Here is a 24,475-nt window from a genome sequence, read left to right on the forward strand (position 1 = left end):
TGGACGCAGGCTCTCACGGCAGCGCACAATCCGCCAGCCTGACCAGACGCGAGACGCCGATGTCCCAGACCGCGACGCTGCCCGCTTCCAAAACCAGCCCGGGCCGCTTTTTCGAGGATTTCCGGCTGGGCGAGACGATCGTCCATGCCACGCCGCGGACTGTGACCAGCGGCGATGTCTCGCTCTATACGGCGCTCTATGGGCCGCGCTTCGCGGTGCAGTCGTCGGACAGCTTTGCACGCGCGGTCGGTTATCCCGCGGCGCCGGTCGATGATCTGCTGGTCTTCCATATCGTCTTCGGCAAAACGGTGCCGGACGTCTCGCTGAATGCCGTTGCCAATCTTGGCTATGCGGATGGACGCTTCCTCAGGCCGGTCTATCCGGGCGACACCTTGTCGACCACCTCGGAGGTGATCGGCCTGAAGCAGACCTCGGCGGGTGATGCCGGCATCGTCTATGTCCGCTCGATCGGCCGCAACCAGCGTGGCGAAATCGTGCTGAGCTATGCGCGCTGGGTGCTGGTGCGCAAGCGCGAGCCGCGAGCCTCGGCTCATGCCGAGCAGGTGCCCGAACTGCCGAAGGTTGTTGGTCCCGAACAGCTCGGGGAGGGCTGCCCGGCTCTCGATCTCACCGCCTATGACGATGCGCTTGCAGGCTCGGCGTTTCGCTGGGGCCATTATGCGGTCGGCGAATGCATCGACCACGTCGACGGCATGACGGTGGAAGAGGCAGAGCATCAGCTTGCCACCCGTCTCTACCAGAACACTGCAAAGGTGCATTTCGATGCCTATGGCGCGCGCGAGACGCGTTTCGGCAAGAGGCTGATCTATGGCGGCCATGTCATCAGCCTGGCCCGTGCCCTATCGTTCAACGGTCTCGGAAACGGCCTTCACATCGCGGCGATCAACGGTGGAAGGCATGTCGCGCCACTTTTCGCCGGTGATACCGTCTATGCTTGGAGCGAGGTGCTGGAGAAGGCCGAATTGCCGGGCCGAAGCGATGTCGGTGCCCTGCGCCTGCGACTCGTCGCGACCAAGAACCTGCCTTGCACGGAGTACCCGTTGAAGCTGGGCGATCAATATGCCGGTGGCGTCATCCTCGATCTGGATTACTGGGTGCTGCTGCCACGCTGAGGCGTAAGCATAAAGTTACAATTTGCGATTTATGTAACCACCGATTCGCTGCCTCGCATTGCAGCGCCGGAATGGTTTCTATAGAGACCCAATCACTCTAGAACCATTCCCAAATGGATCGGGCCCCCGGCGGGCCGCAGAGTCGGAGAGTTCACCTTGGCCGAAACCAAACCGATCGCGCGCCCGCTTTCGCCGCATCTGCAAATCTACCGCTGGTCCTGGACCATGGCGATGTCGATCGCGCATCGCGTCACCGGCACGGCGCTCTATGCCGGCACGGTGCTCATCGCCGCCTGGCTCGTGGCTGCAGCCTCCGGCCCGGGTGCCTATGAAACGGCTCAGGCGATTGCCGGCTCCTTCCTGGGACGCCTCGTGCTGTTCGGCTATTCCTTTGCGCTGCTGCACCACATGGTCGGCGGCCTGCGCCATTTCGTCTGGGACATGGGGCACGGCTACGAGCCCGAGACGCGCACGAATATGGCGAAGTACAGCGTCTTCGTCTCGGCGGGCCTGACGATCCTGCTCTGGGTCGTCGCCTACGCGATGCGCTGAGGAGGTTCGTCATGTCGTCAAATTCTTCGATGCGTACCCCGCTCGGCCGCGTTCGCGGTCTCGGTTCGGCCAAGTCCGGCACCGGCCATTTCTGGCTGCAGCGCGTCACTGCCGTGGCGAACGTCTTCCTGACGATCGTCTTCCTCGGCGTTGTGATCTCGCTCTTCGGCAAGCCCTATGTGGCTGCGGTCGCAACGCTGTCGCACCCGCTGGTCGCGATCCTGATGCTGCTCTTCACGCTGTCGGGCGCGGTCCATATGCGCCTCGGCATGCAGGTCGTGATCGAGGACTATGTCCACCACGAGGGGCTGAAGATCCTCGCCGTGATGGCCAACACCTTCTTTGCGATCGCGATCGGCGCGGCTTGCGTCTTTGCGATCCTGAAACTCTCTTTCGGAGGCTGAACCCGATGGCGATCACCAGAGCCCAATCGGTCCCGGCCTATACGGGCCAGGCCTACCCGATCACCGATCACACCTTCGACGTCGTGGTCGTCGGCGCCGGCGGCGCGGGCCTGCGCGCGACGGTCGGCTGCTCGCAGGCGGGCCTGAGGACGGCCTGCATCTCCAAGGTGTTCCCCACCCGCTCGCACACTGTTGCGGCGCAGGGCGGCGTTGCCGCTTCGCTTGGCAACATGGGCAAGGACACCTGGCAGTGGCACATGTACGACACCGTCAAGGGGTCGGACTGGCTCGGCGACCAGGATGCGATCGAGTATCTGGTGCGCAACGCGCCGGCGGCGGTCTACGAGCTCGAGCATTGGGGCGTGCCCTTCTCGCGCACCGAGGACGGCAAGATCTATCAGCGCCCCTTCGGCGGCATGACCACCGATTTCGGCAACGGTCCTCCGGCCCAGCGCACCTGCGCTGCCGCCGACCGCACCGGCCACGCCATGCTGCACACGCTCTATGGCCAGGCGCTGCGCTACAATACCGAGTTCTTCATCGAGTACTTCGCCATCGACCTGATCATGGACGAGGATGGCGTCTGCCGGGGCGTGATCGCGCTCAAGCTCGATGACGGCACGCTGCATCGCTTCCGCTCGAAGATGGCGATCATGGCGACCGGCGGCTATGGCCGCGCCTATTTCTCCGCGACCTCGGCTCATACCTGCACCGGCGACGGTGGCGGCATGGTGCTGCGCGCCGGCCTGCCGCTGCAGGACATGGAATTCGTGCAGTTCCACCCGACCGGCATCTATGGCGCCGGCTGCCTCATCACCGAGGGGGCCCGCGGCGAGGGCGGCTATCTCACCAATTCCGAGGGCGAGCGCTTCATGGAGCGCTACGCACCCTCGGCCAAGGATCTGGCGTCGCGCGACGTCGTCTCGCGCTCGATGACCATGGAGATTCGTGGTGGACGCGGCGTCGGCAAGAACGGCGACCATATCTACCTGCATCTCGACCATCTCGACCCGAAGATCCTGCACGAGCGCCTGCCGGGCATCTCGGAGAGCGCCAAGATCTTCGCCGGCGTCGATGTCACCCGCGAGCCGATCCCGGTCCTGCCGACCGTGCACTACAACATGGGCGGCATCCCGACGAACTATCATGGCGAGGTGCTGACCAAGGTCGACGGCAATCCCGACACGGTGGTGCCGGGCCTGATGGCGATCGGCGAGGCGGCCTGCGTCTCGGTGCATGGCGCCAACCGCCTCGGCTCGAACTCGCTGATCGATCTGGTCGTCTTCGGCCGCGCTGCCGGCCTGCGCTGCGCCGAGATCGTGACTCCCGGCGAAAAGCAGCCCGAGCTGCCGAAGACTTCGGCAGATCTCGCGCTGACCCGCCTCGACAAGTTCCGCAACGCGTCGGGCGGCACGCCCACGGCGGAGCTGCGCAACCGCATGCAGAAGACGATGCAGGACAACTGCGCCGTCTACCGCACCGGCGAGACGCTGCAGGAAGGCCACAAGCTGATCCATGAGGTCTGGGCCGGTGCCTCCGATATCGCAACCACCGACCGTTCGCTGATCTGGAACTCGGATCTGGTCGAGACGCTCGAGTTCGACAACCTGATCACCCAGGCCGTCGTCACCATGGATTCGGCGCTGAACCGTCCGGAAAGCCGCGGCGCCCATGCCCGCGAGGACTATCCGGAGCGCGACGACAAGGACTGGATGAAGCACACCCTGTCCTGGATCGATGACGAGAAGCGGACCGTCACGCTCGACGACCGCCCGGTCCATACCTACACGCTCTCGAACGATATCGAGTACATCAAGCCCAAGGCGCGGGTGTATTGAGGACGATCTGACCGATGGCCGAATTCAATCTCCCCGCGAACTCACGACTGACCGAAGGCAAGGCCTGGCCGAAGCCGGCCGGCGCCAAGAAGCTGACAGAGTTCAAGGTTTATCGCTGGAACCCGGATACCGGCGCGAATCCACGCACCGACACCTATTATGTCGACCGCGAGGATTGCGGACCGATGGTCCTCGACGCGCTGATCTGGATCAAGAACAAGATCGACCCGACGCTGACCTTCCGGCGCTCATGCCGCGAAGGCATCTGCGGCTCCTGCGCCATGAACATGGACGGCAAGAACGGGCTGGCCTGCACCACCGGCATCGATGAATGCGGCGCGAAGGGCAAGGTCGCGATCTATCCGCTGCCGCATATGCCGGTGATCAAGGATCTGGTGCCGGACCTCACACGCTTCTATGCGCAGCACGCTTCGGTCGAGCCCTGGCTCAAGACCACGACGCCGGCGCCGGAGAAGGAATGGGCGCAGGGCAAGGAGGACCGCGAGAAGCTCGACGGCCTCTATGAGTGCATTCTCTGCGCCTGCTGCTCGACGTCCTGCCCGAGCTACTGGTGGAATGGCGACCGCTATCTCGGTCCTGCCGTGCTGCTTCAGGCCTATCGCTGGCTGATCGATTCCCGCGATGAGGCCACCGGCGAGCGCCTCGACGACCTGGAAGATCCCTTCCGGCTCTATCGCTGCCACACGATCATGAACTGCGCCAATGCCTGCCCGAAGGGCCTGAACCCGGCCAAGGCGATCGCAGAGATCAAGAAGATGATGGTGGCGCGGCAGGTCTGAGGCGCCACTCATTCGGCGGTGCGGTCGTCTGACGCGACGGCCTGCGCCGGCTTACGCGTCCCGGGCGCATTTCGGGGAGAGGCTTCGGCTCTCGCCCGTTGCGCCGGAGACTGATTGGCGCTATCGGACGCGCCTCGGCGCGCGACCGGATCGTCGGGATCAGAGATACCGCGCCGGCGCGAATGGCGCCGGATCAGCGATCGGCTTCTCGCCGCAGATCAGCGCAGCCAGGATTTCGCCGGTGACCGGCCCGGTCGCAAAGCCGATATGCTGGCTGCCGAAGGCGAGCCAGAGACCGGGATTTCGCGGCGCTTCCCCGATCATCGGCAATGAATCGGGCAGGGTCGGCCTGGCTCCGCGCCAGGTCGTGGCTTCGGTCGCCTCGGTCAGGTCAAATGCTTCCTTCGCCCGCGGCAGGACAGCGTCGATCTGCGCGAAATCCGAAGGCGCATCGCGGTTGGCGAGCTCGACACCGCTGGTCAGGCGGTAGCCCTTTTCCATCGGCGCGAGGAAGTAGGCGGATTCGACGTCGTAGAACGGGCGCGAAAGGCTGCGTCCGTCGCCTGCTTTGTAATGACGGTGATAACCGCGCTCGACATTGAGCGGGACGCTCAGCCCGAGCGGGCGCAGCAGGTCGGGGCTCCATGGGCCGAGCGCGACTACCGCAAGATCGGCATCGAAGCTGCCGGAATCGGTCATAGCGCGCCAACCCTGGGACGTCTTGGAGAGCCCTGAGGCCGCGGCGCGGATGATCTTGCCGCCGCGTGCCACGAAGAGCGCCGCATAGGCTGCGACCACGGCCTGCGGCCAGTCGACCGAGCCGTTGTCGCGCAACCACAGACCGGCCGAAAAGATCGGGTTGAGATCGGGCTCGACTGCGGAAAGGGCCTGCCGGTCGAGATAGTCGGCACGAAAGCCATGATCCTCGAGCCATTGCTGCTCGGTGCGGGCAGCCTGTTGACCGGCCTCGCTGCGCCAGAGCTTCAGCGTGCCGGTTTCACGCAGGCGATGGCTGATTCCAGCCTCTGCCATCCACGCCTTGTGCAAGGTCAGGGCCTGAGCGGTCAGACCCTGGAGCGCGGCAACGCGCGGCGCGAGGCGGGATGGGCGCGCCTCGGCGAGGAAGCGCAAGGTCCAGCCGGGATTCCGCAGTAGGTGGCCCCAGCGATAGCGAACGGCAGCGTGCTGGTTGCCGAGATAGTTCGGCAGGCTCTTCCAGAGCGAGGGATTGTTGAGCGGGACGACGGAGGTCGGGCTGACCACGCCGGCATTGCCGTAGGAGGTTTCGCTGCCGGGCTCGCGCCGGTCGATCAGAGTGACCATGAAGCCGCGTTTCTGCAGCGCGAGCGCACAGGATACGCCGACAATGCCGGCGCCGAGGACAAGCGAGGTGCGGGTCATGCGAGGGAGGTCTCTCCATCCACCGGCGCGTGCAGCCAGTGGTCGAGGAAGCCGTCGAGCCAGGCCCTGACGGCGGGATCATAGCGATACCAGCCTTCGAGATGCTGATGGCGCAGCTGGGCCCCGGGCATCAGGGTGCGCTCATGGGCGCGCACCGACCAGCGGCACATCATCGCCGGGGTGACCTCGGGATGAAACTGGATGCCATAGGCCTTGGGGCCCGAGCGAATGGCCTGGACCGGGAAATCGCCCCCGGTTGCGAGGCATTCGGCGCCGTTTGGGCAGTCGAAGCCTTCGCGATGCCATTGGTACACGGTCGAGGGCCAGGCGAAGCCGGCCTCGCTTGCATGCGAATGGCCGGCTTCCGTCAGCGCAAGATCGTAATAGCCGATCTCGGCCCGGCCCTGCGGATGCGTGTAGACGGTGCCGCCGAGATGCCTCGTGAGCATCTGGGCGCCCAGGCAGATGCCGAGAAAGGGGGCCTCCTCCTTCAGGCAGGTCCCGATCCAGTCGATCTCGGCCTTGACGAAATCATCGGGGTCGTTGGCGCTCATCGGGCCGCCGAAAATCACGGCGCCGGCATGATCGCGCATGGTCACCGGGAGTGGATCGCCGAAGCGCGGCTTGCGGATATCGAGCGCGTGCCCTCGCGCCGCCAGAAGGCGGCCGACTCGGCCGGAGGTCGAATGTTCCTGGTGGAGGACGATCAGGACAGGCTTTGGTGCCGGCCTGTTCCTGCGGGGGCGGAGGGGGGAGCGGAGCTTGCGGGCAGCGCTGAGACGAAAAGGTTGATCGTTCATCACGGGCTTCGGATCGCTCACGCGCCAAGGTCGCGCCCAATGGCGCAACGTCCATCCATGGACTGACAATGCGGTTCCATGCGGGACCGAGCAAGCAATTCATGCGCCAAGAGCGCATGACGCGCAGGTGTTTTCTGCATGGCGGCGCCCTGATTCCGCCAGGAGCGCACGCTTCTTGACTTCAAGTTCACGATAGGTCATGAGAATGAACGTTCATTCTCATTGTGGGTCCCTCATTTGCCGCCGCCCTTTGCCTTCGCCTCCTCCGAGCGCGTCCTGACGGAACGCCATTCGCGCATCCTCGATGCGGCGGAGCACGTCTTCGCGCGCGCCGGTTTCCATGCCGCAACGATGAATGACGTTGCGGCCGAGGCCGGCATGAGCCCGGGCAATCTCTACCGCTACTTCGCTTCCAAGGACGTGATCATCGCGGGGATGGCCGAGCGGGACCGGGCCTCGATCGTCGCTGATTTCGCGGCACTTGATCCGCGCGCCGGCAACCTCCTTGACCAGCTCGAGGCACTTGCGCGGCGTCATCTCGTCGATGAGCCGCGCGAAAAGGCCATCATCGCGTTGCAGATCTGGGCGGAAGCCGCGCGCAATCCGGAAATGGCGGCGATGTGCGCCGATATCGACGGCATGGTCATGACGGGCCTGACGGCAGCGGTCGCCGCGGCCAAGGACGGCGGCGAGCTGCCGGCCGATCTCGACGAGGTCCGCTTCCTCCAGGCGATGTCGATGCTTGCCGATGGCTTCTTCTGCCGGCGCGCCTTGGATCCGAATTTCGACACCGAAGCAGCTGCCGAGACGATGTTCACCGCGATGCGCGGATTGGCCCAGGCAATGCGCCTGCAATCCCCAGACACAAATCAGCCATGACTGATTCGAAGGTTATCACCATGTTGCCGCTTCCCCTCGCGCTGACGCGCCTGGCTGCCCTGTCCCTGCTGACCCTGGCGCTGCTGCCAACACTCTCGGCCTCGGCCCAGACACCGGCCAGCGCAGCCGCGCAGGCAACGGCTCCTGCTCATGGCCCGGCCGTGACGGTTACGCCGGCCAGGACCGCGGAAATCGTACAGAGCGTCGTGGTCTCCGGCTCGATGATCGCGCGCGACGAGGTTCTGGTTTCGCCAGAGATCGATGGCTTTGCGCTCGTCGAGATCCTGGCCGAGGAGGGGGACCGCGTGACGGCGGGCCAGGTGCTGGCGCGCCTCTCGCGGACGACGCTTGACGTCCTTCACACCCAGAACGAAGCACAGATCGCGCGCGCCGAAGCAACGATCGCCCAGGCCAAGGCCCAGGTCACCGAAGCGGAGGCCAATCGAGTCCAGGCCGAGAACGCGTTCGAGCGGACCAAGGCCCTGCGCGATTCGGGCAATGCCAGCGTCGAGACCTTCGACCTGCGTTCTGCCGCGGCGAGGACGACAGTCGCCCGGGTCAACTCGGCGCAGCACGCGCTTGCCATCGCGACAGCCGATCTTGCGCTCGCCAAGGCGCAGGAGCGCGATATTGCCGTGAAGCTCGCGCGTACGGAGATCAAGGCTCCCGCAGCCGGAATCGTCAGCCAGCGCCGCGCCAAGCTTGGCGCCATGGCTCCGCTGGCCGCCACCGAGCCCCTCTTCCGCATCATCGCGGATGGCGCGATCGAACTCGAGGCCGATGTCGCGGAAGTCGAGCTTGCTTCGCTCAGGCTCGGCCAGAGGGTCGCAGTCACGCCGGCGGGCGCCCAGAAGCCGCTTGTCGGTGAGATCAGGTTGATTGCGCCGCAGGTCGACAAGGCGTCTCGGCTCGGGCGCGTGCGGATCGCTCTCAGGGACAATCCGCCGGTCGCGCTTGGCTCCTTTGCGCGTGGCGTGATCGAAACCGGCCGCAAGACGAGCATCACCCTGCCGCTCTCCGCCATCACCTATTCGCGCAATGGAGCGCTGGTGCAGAGCGTCAAGGACGGCAAGGTCAGCACCAAGAAGGTGACACTGGGACTGACCGGAAATGGCCGGATCGAGATCACCTCCGGCCTTGCCGAAGGTGAGACCGTGGTCGCGCGCGCCGGCACTTTCGTGCGCGACGGCGACGCGGTTACGCCGATCGCGGCGAATTGACGGGGCCGGCGGAATGAACATCAATTTCTCGGCCTGGTCGATCCGCAAACCGGTCCCGGCCATCCTGCTTTTCGTAGTGCTCTGCGTGCTCGGGGTGATGTCGTTTTCGACGCTGCCGGTGACGCGGATGCCGAATATCGACGTGCCTTTCGTCTCGGTTTCGGTGACCCAGGCCGGCGCAGCGCCGGCGGAGCTCGAAAGCCAGGTCAGCAAGCGCATCGAGGATGCGGTCGCCAACATCACTGGCGTCAAGCATGTGATGTCGACGCTGACCGACGGCCAGTCGCTCACCCTGATCGAGTTCCGGCTGGAGGTGAACACCGACCGGGCCGTCAACGACGTCAAGGACGCCATCGCCAAGGTCAGAGCGGACCTGCCACGCACTATCGACGAGCCGGTGATCCAGCGCATCGATGTCGAGGGCCAGTCGGTCCTGAGCTATGGCGCATCGTCGCCCGGCATGACGCTCGAGCAACTCTCCTGGCATGTCGACGATGTCGTTGCGCGCGAATTGCAGGGGCTGAAGGGTGTTGGCCGCGTCGATCGCTACGGTGGCGTCGATCGCGAGATCAGGATTTCGCTCGATCCCGACCGGCTGCTGGCGCTCGGCACCACGGCCGGTGAAGTCAACCGGCAGATTCGCGCCACCAATGTCGACCTCGCCGGCGGGCGCGGCGAGGTTGGCGGCCAGGAACAGGCGATTCGTACGCTCGCCGGCGCACGCACGGTGGCCGACTTGGCCGAGACCAAGATCTCGCTCACCGGCGGCCGCGAGGTGAGGCTGAAAGAGCTTGGCCGGGTCGAGGATTCCAATTCCGAACCGCGCTCCTTCAGCCGCCTGGACAAGCAGCCCGTCGTCACCTTCGCGGTGTTCCGCTCCAAGGGCTCGAGCGAGCTCTCGGTCAAGCAGGTGGTTGCAGCGCGCATCGACGAGCTGAACAAGCGCTACCCGTCGATCGAGCTGAAGCTGATCGACGATGCCGTCGCCTATACCCACGGCAACTACCAGTCGGCGATGGAGACGCTGTTCGAGGGCGCGGCGCTGGCCGTGCTCGTCGTCTTCCTCTTCCTGCGCAACTGGCGCGCGACGCTGATCACCGCTATCGCCCTGCCGCTTTCGGCCATTCCCACGTTCTGGGCGATGCAGATGCTGGGCTTCTCGCTCAATCTCGTCAGCCTGCTCGGCATCACACTCGTCACCGGCATCCTGGTCGACGACGCGATCGTCGAAATCGAGAACATCGTGCGCCATATGAAGATGGGCAAATCGCCTTATCGCGCGGCGATGGAGGCGGCCGATGAAATCGGCCTGGCGGTCATCGCGATCACGCTGACCATCGTCGCGATCTTCGCGCCGGTCTCCTTCATGGGCGGTATCGCTGGGCAGTATTTCCGCCAGTTCGGCCTGACGGTCGCCATCGCGGTGCTGTTCTCGCTGCTGGTGGCGCGGCTGATCACGCCCATGATGGCGGCCTATCTGATGCGACCGGTGAAGCACGAGGATGACAAGCCCGGCCCGTTCATGCGCGGCTATGTCGGCTTGCTGCGGCTCACGCTTGCGCGGATTCGCCTGCCGCTGCTGCCACGCTTCGACGGCACGGGGCGCTGGCGCAAACTGCCATTCAACATGGCCTATCTGACCCTGGTGGTCGGCTTCATCTTCCTGTTCGGCTCGATCCAGGCGACGGCCTTGCTGCCGACCGGCTTCTTCCCGGAGGAGGACACTGCGCGTGTCGTCGCCAGCGTCGAGCTGCCGCCGGGCGCCACGCTGGAAGAAACGCGCGTCACCACCGACCAGATCGTCGACGCGCTGAGGACGATTCCCGAGGTCAGGCATGTCTTCGTGCTCGGTGGCGCTTCGCCCACCGGACAGCGGGAGGTCCGGCGTGCCTCGGTCACGGTCATGCTGACGCCAAAGGGCGACCGGGCGATCAAGCAAAAGGACCTGAAGGTCGTCATCGCAGAGAAGCTCGCCAGCGTCCCCGATGCCCGGGCCTGGTATGTCAATGAGCGCGGCGAGCGCGAGATGGCGTTCTCGATTCTCTCCAAGGACGGCGATGCGCTCGACGAGGCGGTGGCCCGGATCGAAGCGCGCATGCGCCAGGTCGACGGCTACCTCAATGTCGCGACTGCCGGCTCGCTCAGCCGGCCAGAGCTGCGCGTCACCCCGAAGCTCGAGCAGGCGGCAACCCTCGGCGTTACGCCGGAGGCAATCTCGGAAGCGGTGCGCATCGCGACGATCGGTGATGCGGGTGCCAATCTCGCCAAGTTCAATGCCGGCGACCGGCTGGTGCCGATCCGTGTCCAGCTCGATGAGGCTGCCCGCGCCGACATCCGCAACATTGCGGCCCTGCGTGTCACCAATACCAGCGGCGTCTCGATTCCGCTGACGGCGGTGGCCGATATCGGCTTCGGCGAGGGGCCGAGCTCGATTGACCGCTATGATCGCGTCCGACGGGCTGCGATCGGCGCCGATCTGAAACGTGGTTTCGAACTCGGCACCGCGCAGGATACCTTCAACGAGATCGTCAAAGAGGTCGGATTGCCGGCCGGCGTCAAGATTGCCGCTACCGGTGACGCCGAGATCCAGGGCGAGGTCGTGCAGGGCTTCATCACGGCGATGACCACTGGCCTGATGCTGGTCTTTGCGCTGCTGATCCTGCTGTTCGGCTCGATCGCCCAGCCGGTGACCATCCTGCTCTCGCTGCCGCTCTCCTTCGGCGGCGTGGTGATCGCGCTGCTCGCGACCAATAATCCGGTCTCGATGCCGGTCTATATCGGCCTGCTGATGCTGATGGGCATCGTCACCAAGAACGCGATCATGCTGGTCGATTTCGCGGTGGAGGAGGTCGCCCGCGGCAAGGACCGGATCACGGCGCTGCTCGAGGCCGGGCGCAAGCGGGCCCGGCCGATCGTGATGACGACGATCGCGATGGCAGCCGGCATGCTGCCCTCAGCCTATGGCGTCGGCGACGGCGGCGAGTTCCGCGCGCCGATGGCGATCGCGGTGATCGGCGGTCTGATCGTCTCGACCGTGCTCAGCCTCGTCTTCGTGCCATCGTTCTACACGGTGATGGACGATGTCGGCCGTGGTTTCAGCTGGCTCTTCGGCCGCTTCTTCAGCAAGCCGGAAGATGAATCGGCCTGGGAGCCCATGGGGGATGAGGAATCGCCCGGCGAAGCCAGCGCCAAGGCGATGAGTGGAAAGCTGCCGCCGCCGCGACTGGCGGCGGAATAGGGCCGAAGCGCGGGACGGAGCCGAGCGGAAGCGGCTCCGTCGATGGCTTCGAGATTGGGCCGCAGAACCTGCTGCACGTCGCAACAGGGGGCGCAATCTCAGGCCAGTTCAGAGGGGCGGCCCCAAGCGTGGCAACGAACCTCAGCCCTTCCGCACGAGCAGAACCGCTGCCAGAATCGCCACGCCGCCAAAGGCCTGCGCGGGCGAGGGCTGCTCGGCAAAGATCGCCCAGGCAGCGAGAACACTGACCAGCGCCGGCCAGACCATCACCAGCGAGGCGGCGCTGGCGCCATATTGGCCGAGCGCCAGCGTGATCAGTCCCTGGCCCAGTGCATGCGAGACGAGGCCGAGCGCGATCACCGCGAGCCAACCCTGCAGGCTCTGCGGCAGGATGGTCTCGCCAAGCAGGATCGCGACCGCGATGCAGAAGACGGCGCAGAGCGCGCTGGAGATCAGGCCGATGCGCCCCGCATCGGCAAAGTCGCGGGCCCGGCGAATGGCGATGATGTAGACGGCGTAGGAGAAGGCCGCTCCGACTGCCAGGCTGTCGCCAAAAATGCTGCCCGGACTGGCCGCGGCCGTAGAGGACGTGAATTTCGGCAGCACCAGCATCAACGCGCCGCCGATCGCCAGCAACAGCGCGCCGAGGATGCGCCCGGTCGGCTTCTCACCGAGCAGGAGCCAGGCTGCCAGAACAACGACGACCGGCGAGAGATTGCCCAGCAGCGAGGCGTTGGCGATCGTCGTGAAGCCAAGCGAGGCATTGTAGAGCGTCACGTCGACGGCGAAGGCGAACCCGGCCAGTGCGATGGGCCACCACCCGTGAGACCGCGCGGCACCTGATATGGCCTTGCGCCGTTCGAACGCGGTCCAGGCTGCGAGCACCGGCAGGGCAAAGAGCATGCGCCAGAAGCCGGCGGCGGCCGGTCCGACATCGGCATAACGCACGAAGATGCCGGAAAAGCCGATGCAGGTCGCGCCCGTCATCAGGGCGACGAACATGGCGAGGCCGGGTGCGGCCGGACGTGACAAGGCGAGGCTCGGGGTGGTCATCAGGGTCATCCGCGACGGGCAGTGCCGGCGATATAGGGCGCTTCCTTCAATCGGAAAAACGGATTATTCTCATCGTTCCATTCGAATTTCCGATGGGTGAGGCGATGGCGACTCATTTCGATCTGGCGGCGCTGGATATGCTGGTGACGGTCGCCGAGACCGGCGGCTTCACGGCTGCGAGCGTCAGGCTCGGCCGCACGCAATCGGCGGTTTCTGTCCGCATCCAGGATCTTGAAGCGCAATTGGGCCAGAAGCTGCTCGAGCGCTCGCGGCGTGGGGTGACGCCGACCGATGCCGGCGAACGGCTGATCGGTCATGCCCGGCGCCTGCTCGCGGTCGAGCGCGAAGCTCTGGCTGATCTGGGCGGCGAGGCAGCCACGGGGCGACTGCGCGTCGGCGTGCCCGACGATTATGTCGACGCCTATTTGCGACCGCTGATCGCACGGTTTGCGGCGGAGCATCCGCGCGTCGAGCTGGAACTGCGTTGCGATCTCTCGAAACGGATCGAGCCCGCGCTTGCGGCCGGCGAGTTCGATATCGCCGTGATCACGCAGGATCCGGTGCGGCCAAGGGGAGAAACGCTGCGCCGCGAGCCGCTGGTCTGGGTCGCGGCGCGCGGTCATCGCCCGGAATTGCAGGAGGTTCTGCCGCTGGCCTTGTTTTCCGAGGGCTGCCGGGCGCGCCCGCGTGTCCTGGCGGCGCTCACCGGAGCAGGGCGGGCGCATCGGCTGGTCTTTTCCTCCTCGCATACGGCAGGCGTGATCTCCGCGGTCGAGGCCGGATTCTGTGTCACGGCGATCACCGAAAGCGCGGTGCCGCCGAGTCTGCGGCGGCTTGGCGCGGCTGAGGGCCTGCCACCGCTGTTCGAGCTTTCGGTCGGTCTCATCGTCGCGCCTAGCCCTAGTCTCGCGGCCCGGCGCTTTGCACAGGCGCTTCGCGAAGAAATGGCCGCTCCACGGCTTGCCGCGTGAGCCGCCCGCATTGCCCTTCGGCCCGCGGCCCACTACTGAGAAGCAATGAAATTCCTCGACCAAGCCAAGATCTATGTGAAGGCCGGTGACGGCGGCGCAGGCTGCGTCTCCTTCCGGCGCGAAAAATTCATCGAATTCGGCGGCCCCAATGGCGGCGACGGCGGACGCGGTGGCGATGTCGTGATCGAATGCGTGCAGGGGCTCAACACGCTGATCGACTTTCGCTTCCAGCAGCATTTCAAAGCCAAGATCGGCGAACATGGCATGGGCAAGGACCGGCATGGCGCCAACGGCCCGCCGATCGCGCTCAGGGTGCCGCCAGGTACGCAGGTCTTCGACGAAGACGGGGAGACCCTGATCGCAGACCTGACCGAACCCGGTCAGCGTTTCGTTCTGTGCAAGGGCGGCAATGGCGGTTTCGGCAACGCCTATTTCAAGACTTCGACCAACCAGGCGCCGCGCCATGCCAATCCGGGCCTGCCGGGCGAGGAGCGCTGGGTCTGGCTTCGCCTGAAGCTGATCGCCGATGCCGGGCTTGTCGGCCTCCCCAATGCCGGCAAGTCGACTTTTCTTGCCACCGTGACCGCTGCGAAGCCCAAGATCGCCGATTACCCCTTCACCACCCTGCATCCCGGCCTTGGCGTCGTGCGGGTCGACGGGCGCGAGATGGTGTTGGCCGATATTCCTGGCCTGATCGAGGGAGCGCATGAGGGGCATGGGCTCGGCGATCGCTTTCTCGGCCATATCGAGCGCTGCCGCGTGTTGCTGCATCTGGTCGAAGGCACCAGCGAACACGCCGGCAAGGCCTACAAGACCGTTCGGGAGGAGCTCGAGGCCTATGGCGAGGGCCTGGCCGAGAAGCCCGAGATCGTGGCGCTGTCGAAAGTGGACGCCCTGAGCCCGGAACTGCTCAAGGAGCAGGTCGCGCGGCTGAAGCGGGCCGCCAAGCGCGCGCCGATCGTGCTGTCATCAGCGTCTGGCCAGGGCGTCGACGATGCCTTGCGGGCCCTGTTCGCTGTGGTCGAAGAGGCGCGGCAGGAAGAGGCCAAGGCCGATGCACCGGCGCTGGAAGCCGGCTGGCGCCCATAACCCGTGATTTGCCACGGTGTTGTTGACCACCGTTCCCAGCGAGCTGCAAACGGCTTGCGTGGAAACGCACGCCACCGTCTAAGTCTTGGGTGCCGTCAAAGGGGGACTTGTCAGGTGATTTCGAAGCTTCGGCCTCTCGCGTTCGTTTCCGTCGTGATCTTCAGTGGCGCAGCCCATGCCCAGGCGCAGCGCCCCTCCGCGAATGCACCGTCTCCGGCCGTTCCTGGGGGCGTTTCGCAGCCGGACAATACGACGGCGACCTATGGCGACTGGACACATCGCTGCCAGCAGGGCGTCGGGACCCGGATCTGCGAGATCGTGCAGACGCTCGAGGTGCAGGGGCAGCGCGGCCCGGTGGCGCTGATCGCGCTCGGGCGGCCGGTGCGCAATGAGCCCTACAAGCTGGTGGTGCAGGTGCCGCCGAATGTGAGCCTCGGCGCCAAGGCCGGTATCCGCCTTGCGCTCGGAGAGAAGGACGAGGGGACGCTTGCCGACTTCCAGCGCTGCCTTCCCGGCGGCTGCTTCGCCGAGGTGAACGTGAGCGACGAGCTGCTGAAGCGCTGGCGCGGCTATAGCGAAGCCGGCCAGCTCCGCTATCAGGATGGCGCCAATCGCGCCGTTGTGCTGCCCTTCTCGTTCAAGGGCTTTCAGTCGGCCGTGGACGCGCTCGCCCGCGAGCCCTGAGATCGGCGCGTTTCAGTTCTCGGTGAATTGCAGCCGGTGCAGCCGGGCATAGGTGCCATCATGCTCGATCAGGGCGTCATGGCTACCGGTCTCGACGATCCGGCCCTCTTCCAGCACGACGATGAGATCGGCCTCGCGCACGGTCGAGAGGCGATGGGCGATCACCAGCGTCGTGCGGTTCTTCATCAGCCGGGCGAGCGCCTGCTGGACGAGCCGCTCTGACTCGGTGTCGAGTGCGCTCGTCGCCTCGTCGAGCAGCAGGATTGGCGCATCCTTCAGGATGGCCCGAGCAATGGCGACACGCTGGCGTTCGCCGCCTGACAGCTTCGAACCGCGCTCACCGACCTGCGTATCGTAGCCATCGGGCATGGCCATGATGAAATCATGCGCTGCTGCGTCCCTGGCGGCGGCCATGATCTCGGCCTCGCTCGCTCCCGGTCGGCCAAAGGCGATATTGGCCCGCACCGTATCGTCGAAGAGCATGACATCCTGGCTGACGACGCCGATCTGGCCGCGCAGGCTGGCGAGCGTGACGTCGCGCAGATCCTGCCCGTCGATCTCGATGCGGCCCTCGTTCGGGTCGTAAAGGCGCGGCGCGAGCGTGAGCAGCGTCGACTTGCCGGAGCCGGAGCGACCGACCAGCGCCGTCATCTTGCCACCCTGTGCGACGAGATCGATGCCCTCCAGGGCGCGGGCATCATCGCGATAGCGAAAGCGAACGTGCCGGAAGGCGATCTCGCCGGCGCCGACCTTGAGGGGCTGCGCACCGGGCCGCTCGGTGACCAAAGGCTTCTCGTCGATCAGGGCATAGTAGCGTTTCAGCGAGGCTCCGGCTTCCTGCAGGATGGCGTTGAGGTTGCCGAGCGAACGCATCGGCTGCGCCGCGAGCAGCAGCGCCGAGACATAGCCGGTGAAATCGCCGATCGTGCTGGTGCCCGCAGTGATCCTGACGCCGATGGCGGCGAGGACGCCAGCGACCGCCATGCCACCGGCGACCTCTAGCAGAGGATCGAGCCGGCCGCGGGCATTGGCAGCCTTCATCTTGAGGGAGCGGATCGTCTCGAAGGCATGCGCGGCGCGCGCCTTGAGATAGGGCTCGAGCGAATCCGTCTTGGCGACGCGGGCACCTTGCAAGCTCTCGGTGACGAGGCTTGCCATGATGCCTGTCTGCTCCTGCTGCGACATCGCCATGCGGCGCAATTTCTTGCCGATCCGGCCGATCGGGCGCGCGACGATCGGCGCGATCAGCAGGACGACAAGGGTCATCTGCCAATCGATCCAGAGAAGGGCCCCGACCAGTGCGATGGAGGTCATGACATCGCGCACGGCAATGTTGATGATCCGGGTCAATGCCTCCTTCACATAGGTGAAGTCGGTGGTGAAGCGCTGGGTCAGCGACGCGGGGTTTTCGCGCTGGAGCTGTGCAAGGTCGGCATCGATCAGATGCGCGTAGAGCGCGGACTGCATATCCGCTTCGATTCGGCTGACGACGCTATTGGTCATCACGGTCTGCGTGAGCAGCGAGAAGCCCTTGATCGCCGTAACGATGACGACGACGACGGCAACGGCATTGACCACGCCGATTTCGATGCCGATCGACTTTGAGACGAGACGCTCCATTCGGCGCACGAAGCCCGTCGCTTCCGCCGATAGGGGGTCGGCGAAGGCGTCGAAGGCCGCCTTGATGAGCAGCGGGTAGAAGCTGGTTGTCGCGGCGATCACCACCACAAGTGCCAGGATCATCGCCATCTGGGGCAGGTAGGCGTTGACGCGCTCGCGCCAGACGCGGGCGAAGAGCGCAAAGGTGTCGTCGGTAACGCGGCCGATCTTCATGGCGCGGGGCCTAACATGGTCGACCGCGATATGCCACTGGCACGGCGGCGGGGTGGCTCTTCGCGCTCCGGTCTTGTTCCAGACAAGAAGCTGGCGTCCCATAGCCACAGTGCTGCAACTGATTCCGGAGATAGCGTACACCCATGCCCGCGCCCCCGCCGGCCCAGATCGGCCAGAGCTTCGCCGAGATCGACACGCCAGCGCTCGTTCTCGATCTCGACGCCTTCGAGCGGAATCTCGTCGCCATGGCCGCCTATACGCAGGCCCATGGCGTACGTCTTCGTCCTCATGCCAAGACCCATAAGAGCCCGGATATCGCCCTGCTACAGATCGCGCATGGCGCCGTCGGCCAGTGCTGCCAGAAGGTCTCCGAAGCCGAGATTCTCGTTGCGGGCGGTGTCGGCGATGTTCTGGTCACCAACGAGATCGTCGGTCCGGCCAAGCTCGACCGGCTCGCCAAGCTGGCGCGCAACGCACGGATCGGCCTTTGCGTCGACCATCCCGAGGGCGTGCGCGAGGCAGCGGAGGCGGCGGCGCGGCACGACGTGATGCTCGATGTCATGGTCGAGCTCGATATTGGCGGGCGCCGCTGCGGCGTGGCCGTCGGCGAAGCGGTCCGGATCGCCGAGGCGGTCGCGCGGAGCAACTCGCTGCGCTTCACGGGCGTTCAGGCCTATCATGGCTCTGCCCAGCATATGCGCTCGATCGACGAGCGGCGCGAGGCGATCGAGCGTGCCGGGCTGCTCGCCCGCAATGCGGTGGAGCGTCTCGCCCAGGCGGGCCTCAACTGCGAATATGTCAGCGGCGCCGGCACCGGTACCTATGAGCTCGAAAGCCAGTCCGGCATCTGGAACGAGATTCAGGCCGGCTCCTACATCTTCATGGATGCCGATTACGCCCGCAATCGACAGGCGGACGGCACCCCCTTCAGGTCGTTCGAACACGCACTCTTCGTCCTCGCCGGGGTGATGAGCAAGCCCGTGCCGGATCGCGCCATCGTCGATGCCGGGCACAAGGCGGCGGCGGTCGATTCCGGCATGCCGATGCCGTTCCAGCGCGATGGCGTGATTTATACCAAACCCTCCGACGAACATGGCGTCCTCACTGGCGACCCGATCGCCCTGCCGCATCGCGGCGACCGCATCCTGCTCGTTCCCGGCCATTGCGACCCGACGGTGAACCTGCATGACTGGTATGTGGGCGTGCGCGGGCTGCACGGTCCGGATGCGCATGTCGAGACGCTCTGGCCGGTTGCGGGGCGCGGCGCACTGACCTGAAGACATCGAGGCCGCGCATGATTGCGTCCGGAAGCCGCTTCATCTTTTCGGACACAAGGTCCGATGCTGGCTGAGTTCCTGCTGACCCTTGCGACCCCGGTCGGACGGATGACGCGGCAGCTCGGCCTGTTGCGGGAGAGCACGGCGCTCTGGGCGCGGGGGTTGCGCCAGCGCGAGAGCTGGGCGCCGCACCACCAGCGCTGCCAGGCGGTCGTGACGCAGATCGTCGGCGAGCTCGAACGGCACCGCACGGCCGTCGTGCTTGGCTCGGGTTTGGTGCGCGACGTGCCGCTCGATCTGCTCTGCGCTCGTTTTCAGCGTGTCGTGCTGATCGATGCGGTGCACCTGCCCCAGGTCCGGTTGCGCATGGCATTGCGCCGAAATGCCGAACTGGTGACGCGCGATCTGACTGGCGTCATGGGCTGGCTGGCGGGGGAGCGCCAGGGGCGTAGCGACCCGCTGGCCGATTTCAGTGCGGACACGGAGGTCGATCTGGTGATCTCGGCCAACCTGATGTCGCAGCTCGCCTGGCCGGTCGAGGACTGGCTCGAGGAGAACGGGGACCGCGCAGCCGCCCTCCCGGATGATCTGCCGGCGCGCTGCATCGCCTGGCACCTCCAGGATCTTGCGCGTTTCGCGGGGCGCGTCTGCCTGATCAGCGATGTCGAGATGCGCGAGCATGACCGCGATGGCACGGTGAGGGACCAATTGGATCTGGCGCGCGGGGTCCCGCTCCCGCCGCCTGACGAACGCTGGGACTGGCTTGTCGCGCCCTTTGGCGAAGCTGAAAGGGACCGCGAATATGTCCACCGCGTCTGCGCCTGGAGAAATTTCCAGACGCGCGAAACTGAAGGCATTGGCTGGGCGAGCGCTGTGCCATCGTCGTCGAAGGCGACAAGTCGCTGCTCGATCGGTACCGTCTCATCCAGTACCGTGTCATCGTGGCGGACCTCGGCCGAGCACCTGCGTGAGACGATCAATGATCGATAGGCTATCGTGAAAGAGCTGATCAGCGCCGAAGGGCAGACCGCGACCACCGAATTGCAGGGCGCCGCGCTCACGGCCTTTCTTCGCCAATACGACGCAGGCCGGCGCATGAGCCAATCCGCCCTCCCATCGTCGTCGAGCTGCTGATGGCGCAGGACACTTTCCCCGCGGCTCCACGGCGGCAGCCGGCCCTGCTCCACGCCGCCGGGAGCCTGCGCGCGGCATTGACCGAGGTGGCCCAGGCATTCGAAACCCTGACCGGGGTTCAGGTCGAACCTGCCTATGCCCCTTCGGGATTGCTGCGCGAGCGGTTGGCCAAGGGCGAAGCGGCGGAGGTGTTCGCTTCCGCCAACATGGACCACCCGGCTGCACTGGCGGAAGCGGGCCTGGCCGAGCCGGTCGTGCTCTTCGCGCGCAACGAACTCTGCGCCTTCGTTCGGCCGGGCCTGATGGTCACTGCCGAGACAGTGCTGGAGCGGATGCTCGATCCATCCATCAGGCTCGGCACCTCGACGCCGAAGGCAGATCCCTCCGGCGATTACGCCTTCGAGGTTTTCGCGCGGGCCGAAGCCTTGATGCCCGGTGCAAGGGCGGCGCTCGAAGCCAAGGCGTTGCAGCTGACGGGCGGTCCCAGCAGCGCCGCCGCCCCTGACGGCGTCAACGCCTATGGCCACGAGCTCGCCCGTGGCGAGGCCGATATCTTCCTGGCCTATTGCACCAATGCCCAACCGCTCGCCCGGGAGCAGCCCGGCGTGACGCTGGTCCGGTTGCCGCCCGCGCTCGCGGTCGGGGCCGATTATGGGCTGACCGTGATGAGCGCGGCCTCGCCAAACGGCTACCGGCTTGCCATGTTCATCCTGTCGCAGGCGGGGCAGGAGATTCTGGCGAAACACGGCTTTGCAGCGCCGGTTCTTCCGAATAGCGGGTCGAAGTGACGGAGCAGGCAATGGATTGGCAGGCGACGCGACCGGGCGAGACCATCGCTGCCTTGCCCGATCGGCAGGACGCGCATCTCGTCTTCATCGGCCGGCTGCGCACGCCCTTCGCCTCACGCGATCAATGCCCGCGGCGTGGAGACCCGGAATCGGGGCCGATCTGCCATGTCGAGATCGATGCGACCTGGTGGCCGGCGCTGGCCGGGGTCGAAGCCTGCGCGTATCTCGACCTGCTGTACTGGATGAACCTGGCCCGAAGGGATCTGCTGACCCAGAGCCCGAAATCCAGCGGCCGGCTCCTCGGCACTTTTGCGTTGCGCTCGCCGGTCCGCCCCAACCCGATCGCCCTGTCGCGGGTCAGGCTCATCGGAGTCGAGGAGGGCGCGCTGCGGGTGCGCGGGCTCGACTGTGTCGACGGTACGCCGCTTCTCGACATAAAACCGAACCGTTGCCCGCAATCGGGCGCCGGCACGGAGCATCATCATGCGCGGACCTGACCGTCGTGCCGTTCTGGGCGGCCTTGCCACGGCGCTGGCCGCGCCGCGCATTGCGCGTGCCGCAACCGTGCGCGACGGCGCCGGGCGCGAGATCGCCATTCCGGCCCGGGTCGAACGCGTCTTTCCGGCGGGGCCACCGGCCGCCATCACGCTCTACACGCTTGCGCCCGACCTGCTGCTCGGCTGGCCGCGCGCCAATCGCGCGGAGGAGCGCGAGTTCCTGCTGCCTGGAATTGGCGACAGGCCGGAAGTCGGTCGGATCACAGGGCGCGGCAACAGCGCCAATCTCGAAGTGGTGCTCGGCCTCAAGCCGGACCTGATTGTCGATGCCGGTTCGACGGGCAGGACCTATGTCGAGCTGGCGATGCGGGTCCAGGAGCAGACCGGCATCCCCTATGCGCTGCTCGACGGTCGCTTCGAGCAGATTCCGGCAAGCTATCGCATCCTCGGTCAGCTGACCGGACGCGGCGAACGGGCCGAGACGCTGGCGCGCTGGTGCGAGACCGCAATGGCGACGATCATGGGGCGTATCGCGATGATTCCCGGGGAGAAGCGTCCCTCAGTGTATTATGCGCGCGGACCGCGCGGGCTGGAGACGGGGCTCGGCGGCTCGATCAATGTCGAGACACTGTCCTTCCTCAGGGCGCGCAATGCCGCGGCCGAGACGCCGGGCAGCGGTCTTGCGAATGTCTCGCTCGAACAGATCCTGTCCTGGAATCCAGAGGTGATCGTCACCATCGATCCCGTCTTCGCCGATGGCGTCTCCAGCGATCCTGCCTGGGCGAATGTCCGGGCGGTGCGCGATCACCGCGTGCATCTCTCCCCGAAGCTGCCCTTTGGCTGGGTCGATTTTCCGCCTTCGGTCAACCGGATGATCGGGCTGTGGTGGCTGGCGAAGCTGCTCTATCCCGCACAGTTCCCGGAGGATATCCGACTGCTCGCACGGGAATTCCACACGCTGTTCTATCAGGTGACGCCGACCGACGCGCAACTCGACCGTATCCTGACCGGGCGAGGCTAACCCCTTGTCGCCATCCTCCGCGCGCGGAAACCTGTTCGCCGTAGGCCTGCTCGCGCTCGGCGTCATGCTTGCCTTCGCACTTGGGCGCTTCCCGGTCGGACCCGGTGATCTTCTGCGCATCCTCTGGGCGGGGGTGAGCGGTCAGCCGTCGGGCCTGCCGCCGCAACTGGAAACGGTGATCTGGAATATCCGCGGCCCGCGCGTGATTGCGGCCATGCTCTGCGGGGCAGCGCTCGCGGTCGCCGGCACAGCGTTTCAGGGGCTATTCCGCAACCCGCTGGTCTCACCCGATATCCTCGGCGCTTCGTCTGGCGCGGCGCTCGGCGCGGTTGTCGGCATCTATTTCTCGCTCGGCATCGTCGGCATCCAGCTCGGAGCCTTCATCGGTGGGTTGATCGCGGTCGGCGCCGTCTATGTCGTCGGCTCGACCATCCGGCGCGGCGACCCGGTGCTGGCGCTCGTCCTGACCGGCGTCGTCATCGGCTCGCTGCTTGGCGCCGGGATCGGCCTCGTGAAGTACTGGGCCGATCCCTACAACCAACTCCCGGCCATGACCTTCTGGCTACTGGGCAGCCTTGCCGGGACCGCAAAGCCCGATCTCCTGCCGCTGCTCGGCCCGGTCGCCCTCGGCTCCGTGGTTCTGATCGCCCTGCGCTGGCGCATGAACGTCATGTCGCTGCCGGAGGAGGAGGCGCGGGCGCTCGGACTGAACACTGGCCCCTTGCGCCTGACCATCGTCGCGGCAGCGACACTGGTCACGTCAGCGAGCGTTGCGGCGGCCGGGATCATCGGCTGGGTCGGCCTCGTCGTGCCGCATCTCGCGCGGTTCCTTGTCGGGCCCGATTTCGGCAAGCTCGTGCCGACCTCCGCGATCCTCGGCGGCGGCTACCTGCTGATCATCGACACGCTGGCGCGAACGATCGGCCCGGTCGAGACTCCGCTTGGCATCCTCACCGCGGTGATCGGCACGCCCTTCTTCATCTGGCTGCTCGCGTCCGCCCGCGGAGGCTGGTCGTGAGCCTGAGTGCCGTCGATCTCGCCTATGGCTATCCTGAGCGCCAGATCGGCCGGGCGATCACGCTGGCCCTGCGGGCGGGTGAGGTGCTTGCCCTGCTCGGGCCGAATGGCAGCGGCAAGACGACCCTGCTGAAAACCCTTCTCGGCCTCCTGCCTCCGCAAGCCGGCGGGCTGACGCTCGACGAGAAGCCGCTTGCCGGCCTGACAGTCTCAGAGCGGGCGCGGGCGCTGGGTTACGTGCCGCAGGCACATGCCGGAACCTTCGCCTTCTCGGTCTTCACCGTCGTTCTGATGGGGCGCACCGCTCATGGCGCGCTGTTCGCCGCGCCCTCGCGGCATGATCGCGAGGTGGCGATGGCGATGCTGGAGCGTCTTGGCATCGGGGCGTTGGCCGAGCGCCCCTACACGCAGATCTCGGGTGGCGAGCGCCAGCTCGTGCTGATCGCCCGCGCGCTGGCGCAGGAACCACGCTACGTCATTCTCGACGAGCCGACCGCAAACCTCGATTTCGGCAACCAGGGCAAGGTGATGACGCAGATCAGGCGCCTCGCGGCGGAAGGACTGGGCGTGCTCTTCACCACGCACGACCCCAATCAGGCGCTGCGGCATGCCGATCGCGTCATCATGATTCGCGAGGGCGGGATGCTGGCGAGCGGCGTCGCGCAGGACTTGCTGACTCCGGCCCGCCTGATGGAGCTCTACGGTGTCGGGATCGAGACGGTGCGTGATGGCGAGGGGCGAGTCGCGTTCCTGCCGGGCGAATAGAGATGTCCCAGCGTGGCCTCGGGGGGCCGCCGGAAGGATATCCAGAGGACATGATCAATCCGCCGGCGTGGCTGGTAGCTG

Annotated in this window: 23 protein-coding genes; 19 read left to right on the forward strand and 4 right to left on the reverse strand. The window is 66.1% G+C overall.

All coding sequences use genetic code 11. From position 1 onward, the window contains the following. Positions 1 to 59: 59 nt before the first annotated feature. The 5 genes from AB4099_RS29325 (at position 60) to AB4099_RS29345 (ending at position 4,727) form a co-directional block, all read left to right on the forward strand. On the forward strand, positions 60 to 1,133 hold the full coding sequence (locus AB4099_RS29325; protein WP_113517677.1) for a MaoC family dehydratase: 1,074 nt from the start codon (positions 60 to 62) through the stop codon (positions 1,131 to 1,133). 156 nt (positions 1,134 to 1,289) lie between these two features. Next, a complete protein-coding gene (gene sdhC, locus AB4099_RS29330) occupies positions 1,290 to 1,685 on the forward strand; it encodes a succinate dehydrogenase, cytochrome b556 subunit (protein ID WP_113517676.1) in 396 nt (131 codons plus the stop codon). Positions 1,686 to 1,696: 11 nt separating this feature from the next. Then, on the forward strand, positions 1,697 to 2,089 hold the full coding sequence (sdhD, locus tag AB4099_RS29335; protein WP_441480693.1) for a succinate dehydrogenase, hydrophobic membrane anchor protein: 393 nt from the start codon (positions 1,697 to 1,699) through the stop codon (positions 2,087 to 2,089). A gap of 5 nt (positions 2,090 to 2,094) precedes the next feature. Next, the gene (sdhA, locus tag AB4099_RS29340) at positions 2,095 to 3,927 is read left to right on the forward strand and encodes a succinate dehydrogenase flavoprotein subunit (protein WP_113517674.1); all 1,833 of its coding nucleotides are present in this window, start codon (positions 2,095 to 2,097) and stop codon (positions 3,925 to 3,927) included. Between the two features lie 14 nt (positions 3,928 to 3,941). Continuing rightward, positions 3,942 to 4,727, forward strand: coding sequence for a succinate dehydrogenase iron-sulfur subunit (locus AB4099_RS29345; RefSeq protein WP_113517673.1), 786 nt, complete (start codon positions 3,942 to 3,944; stop codon positions 4,725 to 4,727). A gap of 159 nt (positions 4,728 to 4,886) precedes the next feature. Here AB4099_RS29345 and AB4099_RS29350 read toward each other — a convergent pair whose 3' ends face one another. Both AB4099_RS29350 and AB4099_RS29355 read right to left on the reverse strand, forming a co-directional pair. Continuing rightward, positions 4,887 to 6,128, reverse strand: a complete 1,242-nt coding sequence (locus tag AB4099_RS29350; RefSeq protein WP_441480694.1) for an NAD(P)/FAD-dependent oxidoreductase — start codon at positions 6,126 to 6,128, stop codon at positions 4,887 to 4,889. Further along, on the reverse strand, positions 6,125 to 6,928 hold the full coding sequence (locus AB4099_RS29355; protein ID WP_441480695.1) for a glutamine amidotransferase: 804 nt from the start codon (positions 6,926 to 6,928) through the stop codon (positions 6,125 to 6,127). The genes AB4099_RS29350 and AB4099_RS29355 overlap by 4 nt, the downstream gene beginning before the upstream one ends. A gap of 237 nt (positions 6,929 to 7,165) precedes the next feature. On the opposite strand from AB4099_RS29355, the gene AB4099_RS29360 reads away from it, so the two are divergent. From AB4099_RS29360 to AB4099_RS29370, 3 genes are read left to right on the forward strand one after another with little or no spacing between them, the layout of a single operon-like run. After that, positions 7,166 to 7,807: a TetR/AcrR family transcriptional regulator gene (locus tag AB4099_RS29360; RefSeq protein WP_441480696.1), complete on the forward strand. Its 642-nt coding sequence runs from the start codon at positions 7,166 to 7,168 to the stop codon at positions 7,805 to 7,807. 20 nt (positions 7,808 to 7,827) lie between these two features. Beyond that, positions 7,828 to 9,027, forward strand: coding sequence for an efflux RND transporter periplasmic adaptor subunit (locus tag AB4099_RS29365; protein WP_162768379.1), 1,200 nt, complete (start codon positions 7,828 to 7,830; stop codon positions 9,025 to 9,027). Positions 9,028 to 9,040: 13 nt separating this feature from the next. After that, positions 9,041 to 12,265, forward strand: a complete 3,225-nt coding sequence (locus AB4099_RS29370; RefSeq protein ID WP_441480697.1) for an efflux RND transporter permease subunit — start codon at positions 9,041 to 9,043, stop codon at positions 12,263 to 12,265. Between the two features lie 141 nt (positions 12,266 to 12,406). On the opposite strand, the gene AB4099_RS29375 is transcribed toward AB4099_RS29370, so the two are convergent. After that, positions 12,407 to 13,318, reverse strand: a complete 912-nt coding sequence (locus AB4099_RS29375) for a DMT family transporter (RefSeq protein ID WP_441480698.1) — start codon at positions 13,316 to 13,318, stop codon at positions 12,407 to 12,409. 104 nt (positions 13,319 to 13,422) lie between these two features. On the opposite strand from AB4099_RS29375, the gene AB4099_RS29380 reads away from it, so the two are divergent. From AB4099_RS29380 to AB4099_RS29390, 3 genes are all read left to right on the forward strand, one after another. Further along, positions 13,423 to 14,289, forward strand: a complete 867-nt coding sequence (locus AB4099_RS29380; protein WP_113517721.1) for a LysR family transcriptional regulator — start codon at positions 13,423 to 13,425, stop codon at positions 14,287 to 14,289. 45 nt (positions 14,290 to 14,334) lie between these two features. Continuing rightward, entirely contained in the window at positions 14,335 to 15,378 is a 1,044-nt protein-coding gene (gene obgE / locus AB4099_RS29385; RefSeq protein ID WP_441480699.1) for a GTPase ObgE, read from the forward strand. Positions 15,379 to 15,492: 114 nt separating this feature from the next. Further along, positions 15,493 to 16,062, forward strand: a complete 570-nt coding sequence (locus AB4099_RS29390; protein ID WP_162768377.1) for an invasion associated locus B family protein — start codon at positions 15,493 to 15,495, stop codon at positions 16,060 to 16,062. Positions 16,063 to 16,074: 12 nt separating this feature from the next. Here the strand turns inward: AB4099_RS29390 and AB4099_RS29395 are convergent, their stop codons facing one another. After that, positions 16,075 to 17,895, reverse strand: coding sequence for an ABC transporter ATP-binding protein (locus tag AB4099_RS29395; protein ID WP_113517665.1), 1,821 nt, complete (start codon positions 17,893 to 17,895; stop codon positions 16,075 to 16,077). A gap of 143 nt (positions 17,896 to 18,038) precedes the next feature. On the opposite strand from AB4099_RS29395, the gene AB4099_RS29400 reads away from it, so the two are divergent. The 8 genes from AB4099_RS29400 to AB4099_RS29435 all read left to right on the forward strand — a co-directional run bounded on the left by AB4099_RS29400 (position 18,039) and on the right by AB4099_RS29435 (position 24,394). Continuing rightward, positions 18,039 to 19,172 (forward strand): DSD1 family PLP-dependent enzyme, encoded by a 1,134-nt coding sequence (locus AB4099_RS29400; protein ID WP_113517664.1) that lies wholly within the window; start codon positions 18,039 to 18,041, stop codon positions 19,170 to 19,172. A gap of 63 nt (positions 19,173 to 19,235) precedes the next feature. Next, a complete protein-coding gene (locus AB4099_RS29405) occupies positions 19,236 to 20,162 on the forward strand; it encodes a hypothetical protein (RefSeq protein ID WP_441480700.1) in 927 nt (308 codons plus the stop codon). Between the two features lie 6 nt (positions 20,163 to 20,168). Then, complete coding sequence (locus tag AB4099_RS29410; RefSeq protein ID WP_441480701.1) at positions 20,169 to 20,306, forward strand: hypothetical protein; 138 nt, start codon at positions 20,169 to 20,171, stop codon at positions 20,304 to 20,306. After that, positions 20,306 to 21,094 carry a molybdate ABC transporter substrate-binding protein gene (locus AB4099_RS29415; protein ID WP_441480702.1) on the forward strand — a complete coding sequence of 263 codons (789 nt, stop codon included), beginning with the start codon at positions 20,306 to 20,308 and terminating at the stop codon, positions 21,092 to 21,094. The genes AB4099_RS29410 and AB4099_RS29415 overlap by 1 nt, the downstream gene beginning before the upstream one ends. 11 nt (positions 21,095 to 21,105) lie before the next feature. Next, complete coding sequence (locus tag AB4099_RS29420; RefSeq protein WP_113517661.1) at positions 21,106 to 21,591, forward strand: SAM-dependent methyltransferase; 486 nt, start codon at positions 21,106 to 21,108, stop codon at positions 21,589 to 21,591. Beyond that, positions 21,578 to 22,612: an iron ABC transporter substrate-binding protein gene (locus tag AB4099_RS29425; RefSeq protein WP_441480703.1), complete on the forward strand. Its 1,035-nt coding sequence runs from the start codon at positions 21,578 to 21,580 to the stop codon at positions 22,610 to 22,612. The genes AB4099_RS29420 and AB4099_RS29425 overlap by 14 nt, the downstream gene beginning before the upstream one ends. A gap of 4 nt (positions 22,613 to 22,616) precedes the next feature. Beyond that, positions 22,617 to 23,630, forward strand: a complete 1,014-nt coding sequence (locus tag AB4099_RS29430) for a FecCD family ABC transporter permease (RefSeq protein ID WP_441480704.1) — start codon at positions 22,617 to 22,619, stop codon at positions 23,628 to 23,630. Beyond that, the gene (locus AB4099_RS29435) at positions 23,627 to 24,394 is read left to right on the forward strand and encodes an ABC transporter ATP-binding protein (protein ID WP_441480705.1); all 768 of its coding nucleotides are present in this window, start codon (positions 23,627 to 23,629) and stop codon (positions 24,392 to 24,394) included. Before AB4099_RS29430 ends, AB4099_RS29435 begins: the two co-directional genes overlap by 4 nt. Positions 24,395 to 24,475 lie beyond the last annotated feature (81 nt).

The organism is Allobosea sp. 2KB_26 (genome assembly GCF_052115715.1).
In the GTDB taxonomy this organism is placed as follows: Bacteria; Pseudomonadota; Alphaproteobacteria; order Rhizobiales; family Beijerinckiaceae; genus Allobosea.

Bases quoted from the DNA above. Each gene is read 5' to 3' on its own strand.
- AB4099_RS29380 (WP_113517721.1), top strand. From the start codon at position 13,423: ATGGCGACTCATTTCGATCTGGCGGCGCTGGATATGCTGGTGACGGTC.
- AB4099_RS29350 (WP_441480694.1), bottom strand. From the start codon at position 6,128: ATGACCCGCACCTCGCTTGTCCTCGGCGCCGGCATTGTCGGCGTATCC.
- AB4099_RS29325 (WP_113517677.1), top strand. From the start codon at position 60: ATGTCCCAGACCGCGACGCTGCCCGCTTCCAAAACCAGCCCGGGCCGC.
- AB4099_RS29405 (WP_441480700.1), top strand. From the start codon at position 19,236: ATGCTGGCTGAGTTCCTGCTGACCCTTGCGACCCCGGTCGGACGGATG.
- AB4099_RS29420 (WP_113517661.1), top strand. From the start codon at position 21,106: ATGGATTGGCAGGCGACGCGACCGGGCGAGACCATCGCTGCCTTGCCC.
- AB4099_RS29400 (WP_113517664.1), top strand. From the start codon at position 18,039: ATGCCCGCGCCCCCGCCGGCCCAGATCGGCCAGAGCTTCGCCGAGATC.
- AB4099_RS29395 (WP_113517665.1), bottom strand. From the start codon at position 17,895: ATGAAGATCGGCCGCGTTACCGACGACACCTTTGCGCTCTTCGCCCGC.
- AB4099_RS29425 (WP_441480703.1), top strand. From the start codon at position 21,578: ATGCGCGGACCTGACCGTCGTGCCGTTCTGGGCGGCCTTGCCACGGCG.
- AB4099_RS29370 (WP_441480697.1), top strand. From the start codon at position 9,041: ATGAACATCAATTTCTCGGCCTGGTCGATCCGCAAACCGGTCCCGGCC.
- sdhD (WP_441480693.1), top strand. From the start codon at position 1,697: ATGTCGTCAAATTCTTCGATGCGTACCCCGCTCGGCCGCGTTCGCGGT.
- AB4099_RS29345 (WP_113517673.1), top strand. From the start codon at position 3,942: ATGGCCGAATTCAATCTCCCCGCGAACTCACGACTGACCGAAGGCAAG.
- obgE (WP_441480699.1), top strand. From the start codon at position 14,335: ATGAAATTCCTCGACCAAGCCAAGATCTATGTGAAGGCCGGTGACGGC.
- sdhA (WP_113517674.1), top strand. From the start codon at position 2,095: ATGGCGATCACCAGAGCCCAATCGGTCCCGGCCTATACGGGCCAGGCC.
- AB4099_RS29415 (WP_441480702.1), top strand. From the start codon at position 20,306: ATGGCGCAGGACACTTTCCCCGCGGCTCCACGGCGGCAGCCGGCCCTG.
- AB4099_RS29375 (WP_441480698.1), bottom strand. From the start codon at position 13,318: ATGACCACCCCGAGCCTCGCCTTGTCACGTCCGGCCGCACCCGGCCTC.
- AB4099_RS29365 (WP_162768379.1), top strand. From the start codon at position 7,828: ATGTTGCCGCTTCCCCTCGCGCTGACGCGCCTGGCTGCCCTGTCCCTG.
- AB4099_RS29355 (WP_441480695.1), bottom strand. From the start codon at position 6,928: ATGAACGATCAACCTTTTCGTCTCAGCGCTGCCCGCAAGCTCCGCTCC.